Raw genomic sequence first — 18,167 nt, forward strand, 5'->3', positions numbered from 1 at the left:
TCTCTGTCTTTCCTGCATGATGCTGTGAACCGCGCTTCCGTCCCCGGCCTGGATGGCCTGCTGAACCGACCCTCGACCGCCGCGCTGCCCTCCGTGCTGCGCGATGCGCTGCTGCAGCGCTGGACGGACGACGGCGCCGACCACACCCAGGCCGCGCCGTGGCCGGTGCTGGCCGACACCCTGGACGCGCTGGCCCTGCTGTCGGCCGACGACAGTGCGCTGCTGGCGGCGCTGCTGTTCGACCTGCCGTGGCTGCGCGCCGGGTTGGATGCATTGCCGTTGGGCACCCACAAGACCGCGGTGGTGGGGTTGCTGGATGGCCTGGACGCGGCCGATCAGGTCTGGGCGCTGCATGCCGGACGCGACGCCGGGCGCAACAGCGAAGGCCTGCGTCGGCTGCTGCTGTCGATCATCCATGACCTGCGGGTGGTGCCGATCCTGCTGGCCCGGCAGCTGGCGCGGATGCGCGCGGCCGACCGCCTGCCCGAGGAGGAGCGGCGCGCGCTGGCCCAGCTGACCCGCGATATCCATGCGCCGCTGGCCAACCGGCTCGGCATCTGGCAGCTGAAGTGGGAGCTGGAAGACCTGGCGTTCCGCCACCTGGAACCGGAGACCTATCGGCGCATCGCGCGCGAAGTCGACGAAACCCGGCTGGCGCGCGAGCGCTACGTGGAGCACGTCAAGAAGGCGCTTTCGCGCGAGCTGCTCGCGCAGGGCATCGAAGCCGAGGTCAGTGGGCGGCCCAAGCATATCTACAGCATCTGGCGGAAGATGCAGAAGAAGCGGCTCGCCTACGAACAGCTGTACGACATCCGCGCGGTGCGGGTGATGGTCAAGGACGTGGCGGCCTGCTACGCCGCGCTGGGGGTGGTGCATTCGTTGTGGGCGCCGGTGCCCAGCGAGTTCGACGATTACATCGCCCGGCCCAAGGCCAACGACTACCGTTCGCTGCACACCGCCGTGGTCGGTCCGGAAGGGCGCACCATTGAAGTGCAGATCCGCAGCCACGACATGCATGCGCAGGCCGAGCTCGGCGTGGCCGCGCACTGGCGCTACAAGGAAGGCAGCAAGGGCGCCGAAAAAGCCTTCGACCGCAAGATCACCTGGATGCGCCAGCTGCTGGAGCAGTCCCAGGAAGGCAACAGCGGTGAACTGGCCGGCGCACTGGATGCCGAACTGACCGAAGACCGGGTCTATGCGCTCAGTCCCAAGGACGAGGTCATGGACCTGCCGCAGGGCGCCACGCCGCTGGATTTCGCCTACCACGTGCACACCATGGTCGGGCACCGCTGCCGCGGCGCCAAGGTCAACGGCCGCATCGTGCCGCTGACCTACCGGCTGCGCAGTGGCGACCGCGTGGAGATCCTCACCGGCAAGGAGGCCGACCCACGCCGCGACTGGCTGCTGGCCTCCAACGGCTACCTGGCCAGCAACCGCTCGCGCGAAAAGGTGCGTGGCTGGTTCCACAAGCTTGACCGCGCGCGCAACGTGCAGGCCGGGCGCGACCTGCTTGATCGTGAACTGAAGCGGCTCGGGCTGCAGCAGGCCGACCTGTCCATTGCCGCGCGCAAGTTCCACGCCGACAGCGTGGACGACCTGTACATCCAGGTCGCGCTGGGCGACACCGGCCCGCACCAGGTCAGCCGCGCGCTGCTGGAGGCCGAACGGGCCGCCACCCAGCCGGCCGCGCCGGCGCTGCCACGGCCAACCGCGCGTCGCGACAGCGTGCGCTCGTCCAAATTCACCGTGCAGGGCGTGGGCAACCTGCTGGTGCAGCTGGCACGTTGCTGCCAGCCGGTGGCCGGCGAGCCGATCGTCGGTTACCTGACCCGTACCCGCGGCGTGACCGTGCACCGCACCGACTGCGCCGCGCTGGCGCGCCTGTCGGCGACCAGCCCGCAGCGGATCCTGCCGGTGGAATGGGGCCAGGCCGGCGGCGGTTACGAGGTCGATGTGGTGGTCGACGCCGTCGACCGGCGCTGGCTGCTCAAGGACATCACCAACCTGATCGCGCAGGAAGATGCCTACGTGCTGGACATCCACAGCGACAACGTCCGCAACAGCGGCCGCGCGCACCTGCGCCTGCGGCTCAAGGTGAGCGATTACGGGCAGCTGTCGAACCTGCTTGGAAAGCTGGATGCCCTGCCCGGGGTCAGTGACGCGCGGCGTCTGGGCTGAGCTCACGTGACCCGCGCTACGCTCAGGGAATGAGCCGCCCCCCAGTCCATGAGGATGCCGCGCATGCCGCCCTGCGCCGCGTGCGAAGCGAAGGCCGTTGGCAGGCCCGGCATGCAGGACGCATCTGGCGCTGGGCGTTGTCGGTTGCCGTTGCGGTGTTCGTGCTGCTGGTGGCCTTCGGTCGTCCGCTGGCCAACTGGTTCTGGAATGAGCCGCAGGTCGAACAGCTGCTCGACCGCGGCGATCGTGCGCTGGCCGCAGGGCGCCTGAGCGCGCCCGATGGCACGGGTGCGCGCGAGTGGTACCAGGCCGCACTCGCGCTGGACACCGACCGACCGCAGGCGCGTACCGGCCTTGCCCGCACCGGCCGGGCCGCGCTGCAGCAGGCAGGCGCGGCGCTGGCCGCCGGCGACACCGCAGCGGCGGAGCGGGCGCTTGCGCTTGCGCGCGAGCTGCAGGTTCCGCAGCGCGATGCCGATGCGGTGGCACGCCGGCTGCGCGATCATGAAAACAACGGTGCCGGTATCGGTGCGCTGCTCGGACGCGCCGAATCGGCGCTGCAGGCGCAACGCCTGGACGGCAGCGACGACAGTGCGCTGCCGCTGTACCAGCAGGTGCTCGAGCGCGCGCCCAACAACCTGCGTGCACTGGAAGGGCGTGAGGACGCGCTGTCGGACCTGTTGCAGCAGGCGCGTGCCGCGGCCGCGAAGGGCGACGTGGTTGCCGCCGCGACCCGCGTGCGCAGCGCACGCGGCTTCGATCCGGGCCATGTGGATCTGCCGGCCAGCGAGGCGGCGCTCAATGCCGCGCTTGAAAAACGCCTGGACGAAGGTCGGCGCCTGTTGCGCCGCAAGCGCTGGGACGCCGCTGGCGACGCCTTCCAGACCGTGCTTGCCGCGCGCCCGGACGACACCGGCGCGCAGCAGGGGCGGCAGGCGGCGATTGAAGGACTGCTGGTCGCCACTGCGCGCGAGGCGGCCGATTTCCGCTTCGACCTGGCCGGGCAGGCGCTGCAATCGGCGCGTGCGCTGGGCGCGTCCGAGCGCCAGCTGACCGCTGCGAAACGTTCGATGGCGCAGGCCCGGGTGGCCGAGCGTGCGTTGACCGCGCCTGCGGGCCCGGCGGGCGCGGTCGAACCGGCCCTGGGCGAGTTGCTGGAACGCTTCGACGAGGCCCAGGCCCGGGGCGACATCCTGACCCCGCCGGGACGCAGCGCGTACGACGCGTTGCGTGAGATGCAGGCGCTTGCGCCGCGGGACCGGCGCGTGCGTGCGGCGGCCGTGCGCCTGCTGCCGGCTGCCCGGCAGTGCGTTGAAGACGGCCTGCGTGAAAACCGCGTGCAGGCGGCCGGGGCCTGCCTGGACGCCTGGGAGACGCTGTCGCGCAGCGGTCCATTGGCCGATGCGCGGCAACGGCTGGGGCAGCGCTGGCTGGCGATCGGCAGCGAACGACTGGGTCGCGGCGACGTGCAGTTCGCACAGGAGGCGCTGCAGCAGGCCGCGCACTGGGGCATTCCCGCTACGGCTGCCGAGTACCAGGCGCTGCAGCAGCGGCTGCGCGACGTCGACGCGCTGCGTTGAGGCTATAGTGCGCGCTTGATCGAACGTGGATACGGCATGACGGTTCTTGTTTCAGGCGCTACCAGCCAGATCGGTCGTTTCCTGTTGCCGCGCCTGGCGGCGGCAGGGCTGCCGGTGCGCGCACTGAGCCGGCATGCACAGCCGGCGCAGCCGGGCGTGGAGTGGCAGGTGGGCGACATGCGCGCGCTGGCGGTGCCGGCGCAGCCGTTGCAGGCGATCGTGAGTTTCGCGCCGCTGGATGCGTGGGGCGACTGGTTGGCGACGCAGGGCGTGGCGCCGGCGGCGAAGATCATCGTGACCAGTTCGATGAGCGTGTTGACCAAGCAGGGCTCGGCACAGCCCGACGAGCAGGCGCTGGTGGCGCTGTTGCAGCGGGGCGAGCAGAACCTGGCGACGCAGGCCGGGCGCCTGGGCATGCAGTGGACGATACTGCGCCCGACCCTGGTGTATGGCGCCGGTGTCGACCGCAGCCTGACCCCGATCGTGGCACGCGCCCGGCGTACCCGGGTGTTCCCGATTCCGATGGCGCACGGGTTGCGCCAGCCGGTGCACGCCGATGACATCGCCCAGGCGGTGCTGGCGGCGGTGCAGGGCGATGCCGCTGCGGGCCAGACGCTGCAGATCGGCGGGGGCGAACGCCTGGACTACCAGCAGATGTTCCGGCGCGTGCATGCCAGCATCGGCACCGCCACGCTGCCGCTGTACCTGCCGGGCATGGCGTTGCGCCTGCTCGCCGCAACGGTGCCGCGGGCGCGTGGGCCGGTGTCGCGGCTGGAGCAGGACCTGGTCGCCGACAACACCGCATTGACCGCACTGCTGGGCGTGCGCCCGCGGCCCTTCGCGCCTACCCCTGGGACGTGGCGGCCTGGGTGAATACCTGCCGCACCGTTTCGCGTGCGGCATCCAGCGAGAAATGATCGGCCACGTTGCGCAGGCCGGCAGACGACAACTGCCGCCACAGCGCTTCGTCGCGATACAGGCGGACGACAGCGGTGGCGAAGGCCTCGGCGTCGTCGGCCACCAGAACGTCCTCGCCGTCGCGCAGATGCATGCCCTCGACCGCGCAGGTGGTGGCCACTACCGGCTGGCCATGCGCCATGCTCAGGTTGACCTTGCCCTTGACGCCGGCACCGAACCGCAACGGCGCCACCGCGATGCGGACGTTGTCCATGTAGGGGGTGACCACCGGCACGAAGCCGTGGATCTGCACGCCGGGTTGGCTCGCGGCCAGCGCGTGCAGCGTCGGCGGCACATCGGCGCCGATGCAGTGGAACTGGATATCGGGCAGCTGCGCGCGGATATGCGCGAAGACTTCGCCGATGAACCAGTGCATGGCGTCAACGTTCGGCGGGTGGCGGAAGCCGCCGACGAAGACCAGGTCACGGCGCTGCGCATAGGTGGCACCGCCGCCGGCCACTTCATGCAGGTTGGAGATCAGCGCCACCTGTACATCGGGCGCATCCACCTGCAGCTGTACACGTTCGGCGTCGCTGACCAGCACGGTGACATCGCTGCCGGCCATCACCGCCAGCTCGCGCGTGCGGGTGCGCTCGGCATTGCGCAGCAGGGCCGCGTCCCCCGCCAGTTCCGCCCCGCGGCGTTCGCGCAGGTAATGCAGGTCGACCGTATCGAACACGCGTCGCGCCTGTGGCGCGTAACGGCGCAGCAGCGGCAGGCATTCGCTGGCGACGTGGTGGCGGACCATCATCACCACTGCAAAGCGCGGGCCGTGTTCGCGCAGCCAGGCGCCCACGCCTTCCAGGAACGGCGCGTACCAGACCTCCACGCCCAGTTCCTGCAGGGCTTCGGTGGCCTCGCCGGCGTGTTCGCGCAGGGTTGGTACGAACACCACGTGCAGGCCTTCGGCCAGCAGCATGCGGATCAGGTTGTACTGGCGCAGCGAACCGGAATCGCGGTCGGGTTGCGGCACACGTTCGTCCAGGATCAGCACCTGGCGCTGGTTACGATGAAGGAGAGCAGGGCCGGGCACGCTGCCCGGCGGAAGGTGGCCGGCCAGCACCGGCGCCCACTTGGCCGCGAACACGCCGCGGTTGCGTACCTGGTAGGCCTTGATGCCGGTGCTGGTATCGGTCCCGTTGCTGGTGCCTTCGTCATGCACCACCCGGCTCGCCGGCTGCACCAGCACGCGCTTGCCGGCGGCACGCACCGCGAAGGCCAGGTCGGTGTCTTCGTAATAGGCCGGGCGGTAGCGCGTGTCCAGGCCGCCGAGCGCGTCCCACAGGACGCGTGGCAGCATCAAGGCGGCGCCGGAACAGTAGTCCACGTCGCGCAGCGCGCTGTAACGCGGATCGTCTGGCGATTCAAAGCGCCCGTAGCTCCATGCACTGCCGTCGCTGAAAACCACGCCGCCGGATTCCTGCAGGCGGCCGTCTGGATACAGCAGTTGCGAGCCCACCAGCCCCTCGTCGGGCAGGCGCTGGAAGGTATCGAGCAGGGCATCCAGCCAGCCCGGCTGCGGCACCGTGTCGTTGTTGAGCAGGACCACGAACTCGCCCTTCGAGCGGGCCACGCCGTCGTTGCAGGCCTCGATGAAGCCGCCATTGCTGGCCCGGACCTCATAGCGAAGGCCATGGACCTGCGGCATCCACTGCACGGTTTCATCGCTGCTGCCGTCGTCCACCACCAGGATCTCGCAGGCCACCTGCGGCGGGTGCGCGGCCAGCGCCCGCAGGCAGGCCAGCGTATGGGCGGCGTGGTTGTACACGGGAATCACAATGCTGACCCGCGGTTCAACGCTGTGTGGCACCGCGAACGGCGCGAACGGGGCGGCGGCAGGCAGGTACATCGGCTTGCGCTGCAGCGCCGGCAGCGTACGGGTGTGCACCCGGATCCGCTGCCACGTGGCCTGCCAGCCCCGTGTGCGCAGGCTGGCCAGGCTGCGCCGGAACAGGCCGATCATGCGGTTCAGGAAATAGCGTGCATCGGCCAGGGAGGTCGACATCCCGTTACAACTCCAGCTAAGCGGGGAAAACCGGGGGACACGCGCGCCACCATGGCTGCGCTAGACTCGCCGGACTTTTACATTCTTGCATGCCCGTGCCCCGACGCTACGATTCCGACGACATCGACGAGTTCGAAGACGACACCGAAAGCCGCGGTCCGCTGTGGCGCCGCCGCCTGGTTACCTGGGGCATGGCCGCCGTGGCGCTGGGGCTGGGCTTCCTGATTCCCTATACCGTGTACCTGAACACCCAGGTCACCCAGCGTTTCGGCGAGCTGCGCTGGCAGATTCCCACCCGTGTCTACGCGCGGCCGCTGGCGCTGGCGCCGGGCCTGGCGATGGACGCGCAGACCCTCAAGACCGAGCTGGCGGCCTCGGCTTACCGCGACGACGGCACCGGCAAGTCGCCGGCCACGTTCAGCCAGGAGGGCGGGCGCTTCGTCGTTTCCAGCCGCGGCTACAACGACGTGGACGGCAAGGTGGCGCCGCGCCGGATTGAACTGAGCCTGTCCGGTGGCCAGATCGCTTCGCTGCGCGACGCCGACAGCCGCAAGTCCATCAAGGCTGCGCGGCTGGATCCGGCGCGCATTGCCACCCTGTACGGACAGAAGCAGGAAGAGCGCCGGCTGGTGCGGCTGGAAGAGACGCCCGAGTTGCTGGTCACCGGCCTGCAGGCGGTGGAAGACAAGGACTTCAACCGCCATCACGGCATCGACCTGAGCGGTATTGCGCGCGCGGTGTGGGTCACGGTGCGCTCCGGCGGCCAGAGCCGGCAGGGCGCATCCACCCTGACCCAGCAGCTGGCGCGCAGCGGCCTGCTCGGGATCGGCAAGGAACAGACAGTCACCCGCAAGTTCAATGAAGTGCTGTACGCGCTGATCATGGAAGCGCGCTACGACAAGCGCACCATTCTCGAGGCCTACCTCAACCAGGTCTACCTGGGCCAGCGTGGCAGCCAGGCAATCCATGGCATGTCCTCCGGCGCCGAGTTCTGGTTCGGGCGTGACCTGTCTTCGCTCAACACCGAGCACATCGCGCTGCTGATCGGGCTGGTCAAGGGGCCGTCGTACTACGACCCGCGCCGCAATCCCGAACGCGCACTGGACCGCCGAAATTTCGTGCTCGGCAAGCTGCATGAGAACGGGCTGATCGACGATGCCGAACTGCAGCGGGCGCTGAAGGCGCCGCTGGGCGTGCCCAAGACCCCGGGCCTGATCGCGGCCAACCGCTTCCCGGCCTATGTCGACCTGGTGCGCCGCCAGCTCGGCCACGATTACCCCGAATCGGTCCTGCAGGGGGCCGGTCTGAGCGTGATGACCGGCATGGCGCCGTCGGCGCAGGCCTACGCCGAAGGCGCGGTGACCAAAACCCTTAAGTCGCTGGAAAACAAGCGCCGCCCCGAGCTGCAGGCCGGCCTGGTGCTGACCGACGTGCACAACGGCGACGTGCTGGCCGTGGTCGGCAGCCGCGATGTGTCCGAGCCCGGTTTCAACCGCGCCATCGAGGCCCAGCGCCAGGTCGGTTCGCTGCTCAAGCCGTTCGTCTACCTGTTGGCGCTGGCGCAGCCGGACAAGTATTCGCTGGCCAGCTTCGTAGACGACTCGCCGGTCACCGTGCAGCTCAGTCGCGGCAAGCAGTGGACCCCGGGCAACGCGGACAACCGCAGCCACGGCACCGTGCGCCTGATCGACGCACTTGCCCATTCCTACAACCAGGCCACCGTGCGCGTGGGCATGCAGGTCGGCCCGGAGCGGGTCACCCAGCTGATCCATGTGCTGGCCGGATTGAAGGCCGAGAGCAATCCGGCGGTGATCCTGGGTTCGACCGACCAGAGCCCGTATGCGATGGCCCAGCTGTATCAGTTCCTGGCCTCGGGCGGCGAGATCCAGCCGCTGCATGCGGTGCGTGGTGTGCTCGATCCGCAGGGCAAGCTGCTCAAGCGCTACGACAAGACCCCGGCCCCGGCGCAGGAAGGCGACTCGATCGCCGCCAACCTGATCAGCATCGGGCTGCAGCAGGTGGTGTCCAGTGGCACCGCGCAGCGGCTCAATGCGGATGGGTTGTCGCGCCTGCAGGCCGCCGGCAAGACCGGTACCTCCAACGACGGTCGCGACAGCTGGTATGCCGGCTATACCGGCGACCACCTGGCCGTGGTGTGGATGGGCAACGACCAGAACGCGCAGACCGGCCTGTTCGGCGCCACCGGCGCGATGCGGGTATGGTCGGGGATCTTCAGCCGCCTGCCCAGCGCGCCATTGAAGGTCAGCAACAAGGGCCTGGACTGGCAGCCGGTGGAAGCCGGTGGCACCGCCTCGACCGACGAATCCTGCCCCGGCGCACGCCGGCTCCCGTTCGTGGTCGGTTACGCGCCGGCGTACGCGCCCTGCGTGGCCCCGACCGCGTTGCCGGAAGGCGAGGGAGGCGACGGCAGCGAAGGCGGTGGCTGGCGCAGCTGGTTCGGGTTGGACAAGAAGCCCGACGCCCCGGCCGAACCGGCCCAGGCCGCACCTGCGGCCACTCCCCCCGCTCGATGACGTGCATGACAAGGCAGGCTCCGATGACAACGACCCGTACCGTGATCCGTACCGCTTCCGTGCTTGCGCTCGGCCTGGCACTGGGTGCCTGCGTCTCGACCACGCCGCCGGTGAAAGCGCCGGTGGACACCACCACGCCGGCGCAGCGCATGGCCGCGGTGGACGCCACCGCCGGCAATGACGCGAAGGAACTGGACGTGCAGCCGCTGCGCGACGCCGGGGTTGAAGATCTGCGCGTGGCGGCCAAGGCCAAGCGCCAGGCCGGCGATCTTGCAGGCGCTGCCGGTGCGCTGGATGAAGCGTTGAAGATTTCCGAAGGTGACCCTTCGATCCTGCAGGAACGTGCGGAAATCGCGCTGCTGCAGGGCGACTGGGCAAACGCCGAAACGCTGGCCCGCAAGTCGGTGGCGCTGGGCTCCAAGACCGGGCCGCTGTGCCGCCGGCACTGGGCCACCATCGAACAGTCGCAGCTGGCGCGCGGCCAGAAGGAAAACGCGGCGTCGGCGCATGCGCAGCTGGAAGGTTGCACGGTGCCGGGTATCAAGCGGTATTGACGGTTCAGCCGGGCAGGGCCCGGCTCTACCTCGACAACCTGGTCACCCGTATCCGGTAGTGCCGGGCCCTGCCCGGCAACCCCGTATCATGTCCTCATGTCCCGCCTTGCCCATGCCAGCAGTGAAGCCCTCAGCGAGGGTGGCACGCTCGCCAGCCAACTCGATGCCTTCGTTGCGCGCCCGGCCCAGCTGCGCCTGACCACCGCGATCGCCGAAGCCTTCGACCAGCGCGAGGTGCTGCTGGCCGAGGCCGGCACCGGCACCGGCAAGACCTTTGCCTATCTGGTGCCGGCGCTGCTGTCCGGGCTGAAGACCATCATCTCCACCGGCACCCGCGCGCTGCAGGACCAGCTCTACCACCGCGACCTGCCCCGGGTGCGCGCCGCGCTCGGAGTAGGGCATAGCAGTGCGCTGCTCAAGGGCCGTTCCAACTACCTGTGCCGTTACCGCCTGCAGCAGGCGCGCGGCGAGCCGCGCTTTACGTCGCCGCAGGAAGTGGCGCAGTTCCAGCGCATCCTGGCCTGGTCCGGCCGCACCCAGCACGGCGACATGGCCGAACTGGAAGCGCTGCCCGACGACTCGCCGCTGTACCCGATGGTCACCTCCACGGTCGACAACTGCCTGGGCACCGAATGCCCGTTCTGGCAGGACTGCTTCGTGGTGCAGGCGCGCCAGCGGGCGCAGGCGGCCGACGTGGTGGTGGTCAACCACCACCTGCTGTTGGCCGACCTGGCGCTGAAACAGGAGGGCTTCGGCGAAATCCTTCCCGGTGCGCAGGCCTTCGTGATCGACGAAGCGCACCAGCTGCCGGAACTGGCCGCCAATTTCTTCGGCGAAGGCTTCGGCATGCGTCCGTGGCAGGAGCTGGCACGCGACTGCCTGGCCGAGAGCCGCAGCGTGGCCGGCGCCCAGGCCGCGCTGCAGGCGCAGGCCTCCGCGCTCGAACAGCTGCTGCGCGACCTGCGCGTGGCGATGGACGGGTTGCCGTCGCGCGGCACGCAATGGCGCGCACTGGCTGTGCCGCAGGTGCGCGACGGCTTCGACGCGGCGATGAGCGCGCTGGTGGGGCTGCGCGACGCGCTGGATGGCGTGCGCGATGCCTCGCCGGGCCTGGATGCCTGCCATGCGCGCGCGCTGGAGGCGGTCTCCCGGCTGTCGCGTTGGCTGGGCGACGATGCGCCGCTGCTCGATTTCGAGGCTGACCCCGAGCACGCGCCGGCGCCGGCCGAAGTGTTGTGGTACGAACTTACCCCGCGCGGTTTCCGCTGCCAGCGCACGCCGATGGACGTGTCCGGTCCGCTGCGCGAGCATCGCCAGCGCTCCATGGCGGCCTGGGTGTTCACCTCGGCGACGCTGACCGTGGACGGGCAGTTCGAGCACATCGCGCAGCGGCTGGGACTGGACGACCCGATCACGCTGCTGCAGCCCAGTCCGTTCGACTGGGCCCGGCAGGCGCTGTGCTACCTGCCGACCGACCTGCCGGATCCGGCCGCGCGTGGCTTCGGTACCGCGCTGATCCGTGCCCTGACCCCGGTGTTGGAAGCGTCGGCCGGCCGGGCGTTCCTGCTGTTTGCCTCGCACCGCGCGCTGCGCGAAGCGGCCGAGGCGTTGCGCGATGCACCGTGGCCACTGTTCGTGCAGGGCGAAGCGCCGCGCGCCACATTGCTGCAGCGGTTCCGCGAGTCCGGCAACGGCGTGCTGCTGGGTTCGGCAAGCTTCCGCGAAGGCGTGGACGTGGTCGGCGACGCGCTCAGCGTGGTGGTGATCGACAAGCTGCCGTTCGCTTCGCCGGACGATCCGGTCTTCGAAGCACGGCTCGACGCGATCCGCCGCGACGGCGGCAACCCGTTCCGCGACGAACAGCTGCCGCAGGCGGTGATCGCGCTCAAGCAGGGGGTAGGGCGGCTGATCCGCAGCGAAACCGACCGCGGCGTGCTGGTGCTGTGCGACCCGCGCCTGGTCACCCGGAGCTACGGCCGTACCTTCCTGGATTCGCTGCCGCCGTTCCGGCGCACCCGCGCGCTGGGCGATGTGCAGGCGTTCTTTGCGCCACAATGGGCCGTTGCCGGCGCCGACCCGTTGCCCGCCGAAACCGTGCCTGCCGGCGACGCCTTTCCTACTTCCCTGTTCTGACCTGCCATGAAACTGCTCGCCTTTGAAACCGCTACCGAAGCCTGTTCCGTTGCCCTGTACGTGGATGGGCAGGTCCGCGAGCGCTTCGAGATCGCGCCGCGCCGGCATGCCGAGCTGAGCCTGCCGTGGGCCGAGGCGCTGCTGGCCGACGCCGGGATTGCCCGCTCGCAGCTGGACGCGATTGCGCTGGGCCGCGGCCCGGGTGCCTTTACCGGCGTGCGCCTGGCGATCGCGATCGCGCAGGGCATCGCGCTGGCGCTGGACCGCCCGCTGCTGCCGGTGTCGACCCTGCAGGTGCTGGCGCTGCGGGCGCCGGTCGAGGCGACGCATGTGCTGAGCAGCATCGATGCGAGGATGGGCGAGGTGTACGTGGCCCGGCAGGTGCGCGTGGATGGGCAGTGGCGGCTGCAGGGCGGGGAAGAGGTGTGTGCGCCGGAGGCGGTGGAGTTGCCGGATGGGAGCCGTTGGTTCGGTGTCGGCACCGGGTTTGGTGCGGCCGAAGGTGTGTTGGCGGCGCGGTTGGCGGGTCAACTAGGCGGCGTGGATGCGCAGGCCTTGCCGCGTGCGTCGGACCTGCTGACGCTCGCGGTACCGATGTTCGAGCGCGGCGAGGGCGTGGCGCCGGAGCTGGTGGAGCCGGCCTACCTGCGCAACAACGTTGCGCTGACCCTGGTCGAGCAGCAGGCGGCGCGGGCGGCCAAGCAGGGTTGATCAACGATCGTCGCGCAATTCCCCGCCCGGCAAGAACACCCACGTGCGCGTCACCTGCAGGATGTCCACGCCGTCGTCGGTCTTGGGTAGCGGCGGGAACGGCTGGGCCAGGCGGATCACGCGCAGCGCGGTTTCGTCCAGCAGCGGGGTGCCGCTGCTGCGCAGGATCCGGCTGCTTTCCACGCTGCCGTCGCGGCGCACGCCCACGGTGATCACCACCTGGCCCCCGAGCCGGCGCTGCCGCGCTTCGTCGGGGTAATTGAGGTTGCCCACGCGCTCGGCGCGGTCCACCCAGGCGCGCAGGTAATTGGCGTAGGCGTATTCACGCGTGCTGGCCGACACGAACTTGCGGTTCGGGCGCTTGGCGTACTGCGCCGAGCGCAGGTGCACTTCGGCCGCCAGCCGGGCCATTTCCGCATCGCGCTGTTCGCGCGCGGTCAGGGCCGCGTCCGGCTGCGGATTCTCCGGCAGCGGTTGCGTCTCGGCCTTGGCGACCTGGTCGGGGCTGTTGCGGCTGGCCACCACCCGCGCCTGCGGCGGCGGGGGACGCGCGGCGTCCTGGCGCTGCTGCGGGACCGGCGACAGCCCGGCCTGCGGCTGCGGCACGATCCCGGTCTGGTTGTCGCGCGGGCGCTGCGCCTTGTCGTGGTCGCCGCCGCCCTGCTGGTTGGCCTGGGCCAGGAAGTCGGCCTGCTTTGGCGTCAGCGGGGTCTGGGTCTGGCTGAAGATCACGTCCAGGGTCGGCACCAGCGCGGCGTTGTCGCTCACCGCAAAGCCCACGCCCAGGATCAGCAGCGCATGCACCAGCACCGACAGCGCCAGGGTTGCGCCCAGGCGCTGCGATTCGCGGCCCTGCAGCGGCACCATCGGATCGACCACCATGCTCATCGCGGCAGGCTGGCCTCGATCGCGTCGAACAGGGTGCCGGCGATGTTCAGCCCGAACTGCGCATCCAGCTCGCGCACGCAGGTGGGGCTGGTGACGTTGACCTCGGTCAGGTAATCGCCGATCACGTCCAGGCCGACGAAGCGCATGCCACGCCGCTTCATCTCCGGTCCGACCTGGGCGGCGATCCAGCGGTCGCGTTCGCTCAGCGGGCGGCCCTCGCCGCGACCGCCGGCGGCCAGGTTGCCGCGGAACTCGTCGCCCTGCGGAATCCGGGCCAGGCAGTAGTCCACCGGCTCGCCGTCGACCAGCAGGATGCGCTTGTCGCCGGCGGTGATGTCGGGGATGAATTTCTGCGCCAGCGCCAGCTTGCGCTCGCCATCGGTCAGCGTTTCCAGGATCACGTTGAGGTTGGCGTCGCCGGTGCCGCTGCGGAAGATCGAACGCCCGCCCATGCCGTCCAGCGGCTTCAGCACCGCCTGGCCGTGCTCGAGCACGAACGCCTTCAGGTCGGCGTGGCGGCGGCTGACCAGGGTTGGCGGGCAGCACTGCGGGAAGAGCAGCGCGGCCAGCTTCTCGTTGAAATCGCGCAGCCCCTGCGGGTCGTTGACCACCAGCGCGCCGGCCTGCTGGGCCACGCCCAGTACCTGCGTGTCGTAGATGAATTCGGCATCCACCGGCGGATCCTTGCGCATCAGCACGACCTGGCCGGGGCCGAACGTGGTCTGGCTGAATTCGCCCAACGTGAACCAGTCATGCTTGTCGTCGCGGACCTGCAGCGGCGCGGTGCGGGCCACCGCCACCCCGTCGCGCAGGGCCAGCCCGCCGGGGCTGACGTAGTGCAGCGCATGGCCACGGCGCTGGGCTTCCAGCAGCATGGCGAAGGTGGTGTCCTTGGCGATCTTGATATGGGCGATGGGGTCCATCACCACGATGACGTTCAACGGCATGGTCGCAACCTGGCGGGCAGGCGCTGATGGTAGCGGCATTGCGCCCGCGCTGCCTGCCCCGGGAGGCGGAACGCAGCATCCGGCGGCCTTCACGCTTTGCGCAGTTCCGCCCCCGGCCGGCCGCCGCGACGTGCGCGTGGCGTGGCTTCGGAAGCACACCCTTGATGACGGCCGCGTGGTGGGATATAGATACGCTTTCGTAGCGACGCTGGACCAACGTAGACGCGTCGCGCGCTCGGGGAAAAGGTAATGACTGAAAACATGGCTGCGGGTGGGGAACTCGCAGGAATGAGAGTCATGGTCATCGATGATTCGAAGACCATTCGACGCACCGCTGAAACACTGCTCAAGCGCGAAGGCTGCGAGGTGGTGACCGCGACTGATGGTTTCGAGGCCCTGGCCAAGATTGCCGACCAGCAGCCGCAGATCATCTTCGTGGACATCATGATGCCGCGGCTGGACGGCTATCAGACCTGTGCGCTGATCAAGAACAACCAGCTGTTCAAGTCCACGCCGGTGATCATGCTGTCCTCCAAGGATGGTCTGTTCGACAAGGCGCGCGGGCGCATCGTGGGCTCGGAGCAGTACCTGACCAAGCCTTTCACGCGTGAAGAACTGCTGGGTGCCATCCGCACATACGTAAACGCCTGACCAGGGGGGAAAGGCACAATGGCTCGAATCGTTCTGATCGAGGACTCACCGACCGACCGGGCGGTGTTCATCCAATGGTTGACCAAGGCCGGGCACGAAGTGCTCGAGGCCGGCAACGCCGAGGACGGCATTACCCTCGTGCGTGAACACGCGCCGCACCTGGTGTTGATGGACGTGGTGCTGCCGGGCATGAGCGGCTTCCAGGCCACCCGCGCGCTGGCCCGTGACCAGGCCACCAAGGACATTCCGGTGATCATCGTCAGTACCAAGGCGATGGAGACGGACAAGGCCTGGGGCCTGCGCCAGGGCGCACGCGCCTACATGGTCAAGCCCCCGCGCGAGGAAGACCTGATCGCGCAGATCAATGAACTGGTGTCCTGATGCGCTCTCCCTTCGACATCCTTGAAGCCTACGAGCGGCGCAGCCTGGCCCATGCGGTGCAGCTGCCCGAGCGGCAGTTCACCCAGGACCTGTGGCGCGGCGTCGGTTACCGGGTCGGCAAGCGCCACCTGGTCTCGGACTTCCGCGAAGTGGTGGAAATCGTCCCGATGCCGCCGATCACCCCGGTGCCCGGCGCGCAACCGTGGCTGCTGGGCGTGGGCAACCTGCGCGGCAACCTGTTCCCGGTGGTCGACCTGAAGTACTTCCTGGAAGGCACGCGTACCGTGCAGCAGGAAGGCCAGCGCGTGCTGATCATGCGCCAGGCCGGCGGCGACGTGGCCCTGACCATCGACGAACTGTTCGGCCAGCGCAGCTTCGAACTGGACCAGGACACCGGTGCCGGTGAGCTTGCCAGCGGACGTTACGCCCATTTCATCGACCGCGCGTTCCAGAGCGATGGCCGCGACTGGGGCGTGTTCTCGCTGTCGCTGCTGTCGCGTACCCCCGAATTCAGGCAGGCCGCGGCATGAACGCTGCTGCCTTCCTTACCGTATTGAAGATCGAGGTTGAACGATGAGTACTTCTTCGGAAACCGCCAAGGCCGGCAAGCTGGGCTCGGTAGGCACCAATTTCTGGCTGGGCCTGCTGGCCCTGTCGCTGATCGTGTTCGGCCTGAATACCGGCGTGGCCACCTGGCAGGGCAGTCGCCTGGCTGGCGCCAGCACCGGCGCGGCCGACCTGCAGGTGCTGTCCCAGCAGCTGGCCAACCAGGGTCGTGAAGCGGTCTCGGGCAACGCCCAGGCCTTCACCGCCTTCAAGGACACCAAGACCCGCATCGAAAGCACCGTGAGCAGCCTGCAGGGGCGCTACGGCAACGAAACCAACGTGTCCGGCCCGCTCAACCAGCTGACCCAGACCTGGGAACCGCTCGGCAAGAGCGCCTCCCAGCTGGTCGCCAGCGAGCCGGCGGTGCTGGCCCTGGCCGGCAATGCGAACAACTTCGTCAACGGCGTTCCGGCGCTGCAGGCCCAGCTGAACGAAGTGGTCCGCGCCATGTCGGCCGGCGGCGCCCCGGCCTCGCAGGTGTACAACGCCCTGCAGCAGGTCGTGGTGGTGGGCTCGATGGCCCGCCGCGTGACTGAAATGCGCGCCGGTGGCGGCAACGCCGCTGCCGCGGGCGACGCGCTGGCCCGCGACTCGGTGGTGTTCACCCAGGTGCTGGACGCGCTGCGCAACGGCAACGACGAACTGGGCATCGCCCCGGTCCGGAACGCTGGCGCGCTGGCGGCGCTGGAGCAGTCGCAGAAGCAGTGGGACACGATGAAGCAGGACGCCGACGCGATCCTGGCCAGCTCGCGCCAGCTGTTCTCGGCGCAGTCTTCGGCCGCTGCGCTGACCGCCGGCTCGAGCAAGATGCTGGACGACAGCAAGCGGCTGTTCGAAGCCTTCTCCTCGTTCGGCTCGGTGCGTGATTCGCGCCTGTTCCCGAACTTCTGGCTGGGCGTGATCTCCGGCGCGCTGTCCCTGATCGCCATCATCGGCTTCGTCAGCAGCACCGTGCGCAGCCGCTCGCGCGAGCAGGAACTGCGTTACCAGACCCAGGTGGAATTCAACAGCCGCAACCAGCAGGCCATCATGCGGCTGCTGGACGAAATCAGCTCGCTGGGTGAAGGCGACCTGACCGTGAAGGCCTCGGTGACCGAGGACATGACCGGCGCGATCGCCGACGCAATCAACTACGCCGTGGACGAACTGCGCCACCTGGTGACCACCATCAACGACACCTCGGCCAAGGTCGCCGTGTCCACCCAGGAAACCCAGGCCACCGCGATGCAGCTGGCCGAAGCGGCCGGCCACCAGGCCAACCAGATCACCTCCGCTTCCGACCGGATCGGCGAAATCGCGTCGAGCATTGAACAGGTGTCGCGCAACTCGGCCGAGTCGGCCGACGTGGCACAGCGCTCGGTGGTGATCGCGGCCGAGGGTGCCGGCGTGGTGCGTGAGACCATCCAGGGCATGGACCAGATCCGCGACCAGATCCAGGAAACCTCCAAGCGCATCAAGCGCCTGGGCGAGTCGTCGCAGGAAATCGGCTCGATCGTGGAACTGATCAACGACATTTCCGAGCAGACCAACATCCTGGCACTGAACGCGGCCGTGCAGGCGGCCTCGGCCGGTGAGGCCGGCCGTGGTTTCGCCGTGGTGGCCGACGAAGTGCAGCGCCTGGCAGAACGCACCTCCGGTGCGACCCGACGGATCGAAAACCTGGTCCAGGCCATTCAGGCCGATACCAACGAAGCGGTCAGCTCGATGGAGCAGACCACCGCCGAAGTGGTGTCCGGTGCACGCCTGGCCGAAGACGCCGGCACCGCGCTGACCGAAATCGAGCGCGTGTCCAACGCACTGAACAACCTCATCAAGAACATCTCGATCGCCGCCCAGCAGCAGTCCTCGGCCGCATCCGACATCACCCGCACCATGGGCGTGATCCGTCAGATTACCGGGCAGACCTCGCAGGGCGCGGGACAGACCGCCGAGTCGATCGGTCATTTGGCACAGCTGGCGGCCGACCTGCGCCGCTCGGTTGCCGACTTCAAGCTGCCGGCGTGAGCCGCGGGCAGGGCGGAGAGGGAAGGAATCAGCAGATG

General features: G+C 69.2%; 14 protein-coding genes. 11 read left to right on the forward strand and 3 right to left on the reverse strand.

The features are described from left to right. The first annotated feature begins 24 nt into the window (after positions 1-24). The 3 genes from RYM47_RS05975 to RYM47_RS05985 are packed head-to-tail and all read left to right on the forward strand — an operon-like array spanning position 25 to position 4,631. A complete protein-coding gene (locus RYM47_RS05975; RefSeq protein ID WP_315386633.1) occupies positions 25-2,178 on the forward strand; it encodes a bifunctional (p)ppGpp synthetase/guanosine-3',5'-bis(diphosphate) 3'-pyrophosphohydrolase in 2,154 nt (717 codons plus the stop codon). A gap of 29 nt (positions 2,179-2,207) precedes the next feature. Beyond that, on the forward strand, positions 2,208-3,758 hold the full coding sequence (locus RYM47_RS05980) for a hypothetical protein (RefSeq protein ID WP_315386634.1): 1,551 nt from the start codon (positions 2,208-2,210) through the stop codon (positions 3,756-3,758). Positions 3,759-3,794: 36 nt separating this feature from the next. After that, on the forward strand, positions 3,795-4,631 hold the full coding sequence (locus RYM47_RS05985) for an NAD-dependent epimerase/dehydratase family protein (RefSeq protein WP_315386635.1): 837 nt from the start codon (positions 3,795-3,797) through the stop codon (positions 4,629-4,631). Here RYM47_RS05985 and RYM47_RS05990 read toward each other — a convergent pair. Continuing rightward, positions 4,603-6,720, reverse strand: a complete 2,118-nt coding sequence (locus RYM47_RS05990) for a glycosyltransferase (protein ID WP_315386636.1) — start codon at positions 6,718-6,720, stop codon at positions 4,603-4,605. The two genes, RYM47_RS05985 and RYM47_RS05990, sit on opposite strands and share 29 nt — an antisense overlap. A 95-nt stretch (positions 6,721-6,815) precedes the next feature. Here RYM47_RS05990 and mrcB point away from each other — a divergent pair, with 95 nt between their 5' ends. The 4 genes from mrcB to tsaB all read left to right on the forward strand — a co-directional run bounded on the left by mrcB (position 6,816) and on the right by tsaB (position 12,652). Beyond that, positions 6,816-9,254, forward strand: a complete 2,439-nt coding sequence (gene mrcB, locus RYM47_RS05995) for a penicillin-binding protein 1B (RefSeq protein ID WP_315386701.1) — start codon at positions 6,816-6,818, stop codon at positions 9,252-9,254. Positions 9,255-9,277: 23 nt separating this feature from the next. Continuing rightward, positions 9,278-9,808: a hypothetical protein gene (locus RYM47_RS06000; RefSeq protein ID WP_315386637.1), complete on the forward strand. Its 531-nt coding sequence runs from the start codon at positions 9,278-9,280 to the stop codon at positions 9,806-9,808. Between the two features lie 96 nt (positions 9,809-9,904). Then, the gene (locus tag RYM47_RS06005) at positions 9,905-11,941 is read left to right on the forward strand and encodes an ATP-dependent DNA helicase (RefSeq protein ID WP_315386638.1); all 2,037 of its coding nucleotides are present in this window, start codon (positions 9,905-9,907) and stop codon (positions 11,939-11,941) included. Positions 11,942-11,947: 6 nt separating this feature from the next. Then, a complete protein-coding gene (gene tsaB, locus RYM47_RS06010; RefSeq protein ID WP_315386639.1) occupies positions 11,948-12,652 on the forward strand; it encodes a tRNA (adenosine(37)-N6)-threonylcarbamoyltransferase complex dimerization subunit type 1 TsaB in 705 nt (234 codons plus the stop codon). Here tsaB and RYM47_RS06015 read toward each other — a convergent pair whose 3' ends face one another. Both RYM47_RS06015 and gshB read right to left on the reverse strand, forming a co-directional pair. Next, positions 12,653-13,534 carry an energy transducer TonB gene (locus RYM47_RS06015; RefSeq protein ID WP_315386702.1) on the reverse strand — a complete coding sequence of 294 codons (882 nt, stop codon included), beginning with the start codon at positions 13,532-13,534 and terminating at the stop codon, positions 12,653-12,655. Between the two features lie 2 nt (positions 13,535-13,536). Beyond that, entirely contained in the window at positions 13,537-14,487 is a 951-nt protein-coding gene (gene gshB / locus RYM47_RS06020; protein ID WP_311182565.1) for a glutathione synthase, read from the reverse strand. 249 nt (positions 14,488-14,736) lie between these two features. Between gshB and pilG the strand changes: the two genes are divergently transcribed. The 4 genes from pilG to RYM47_RS06040 are packed head-to-tail and all read left to right on the forward strand — an operon-like array spanning position 14,737 to position 18,129. Continuing rightward, positions 14,737-15,138: a twitching motility response regulator PilG gene (gene pilG, locus RYM47_RS06025; protein ID WP_315386640.1), complete on the forward strand. Its 402-nt coding sequence runs from the start codon at positions 14,737-14,739 to the stop codon at positions 15,136-15,138. A gap of 18 nt (positions 15,139-15,156) precedes the next feature. Then, positions 15,157-15,519, forward strand: coding sequence for a response regulator (locus RYM47_RS06030; protein ID WP_315386641.1), 363 nt, complete (start codon positions 15,157-15,159; stop codon positions 15,517-15,519). Next, positions 15,519-16,049, forward strand: coding sequence for a chemotaxis protein CheW (locus tag RYM47_RS06035; protein ID WP_315386642.1), 531 nt, complete (start codon positions 15,519-15,521; stop codon positions 16,047-16,049). Before RYM47_RS06030 ends, RYM47_RS06035 begins: the two co-directional genes overlap by 1 nt. Before the next feature lie 43 nt (positions 16,050-16,092). Then, complete coding sequence (locus RYM47_RS06040) at positions 16,093-18,129, forward strand: methyl-accepting chemotaxis protein (protein WP_315386643.1); 2,037 nt, start codon at positions 16,093-16,095, stop codon at positions 18,127-18,129. The last annotated feature ends 38 nt before the right edge of the window (positions 18,130-18,167 follow it).

Origin of the sequence: uncultured Stenotrophomonas sp. (assembly GCF_963519125.1) — a bacterium.
Lineage (GTDB): Bacteria > Pseudomonadota > Gammaproteobacteria > Xanthomonadales > Xanthomonadaceae > Stenotrophomonas.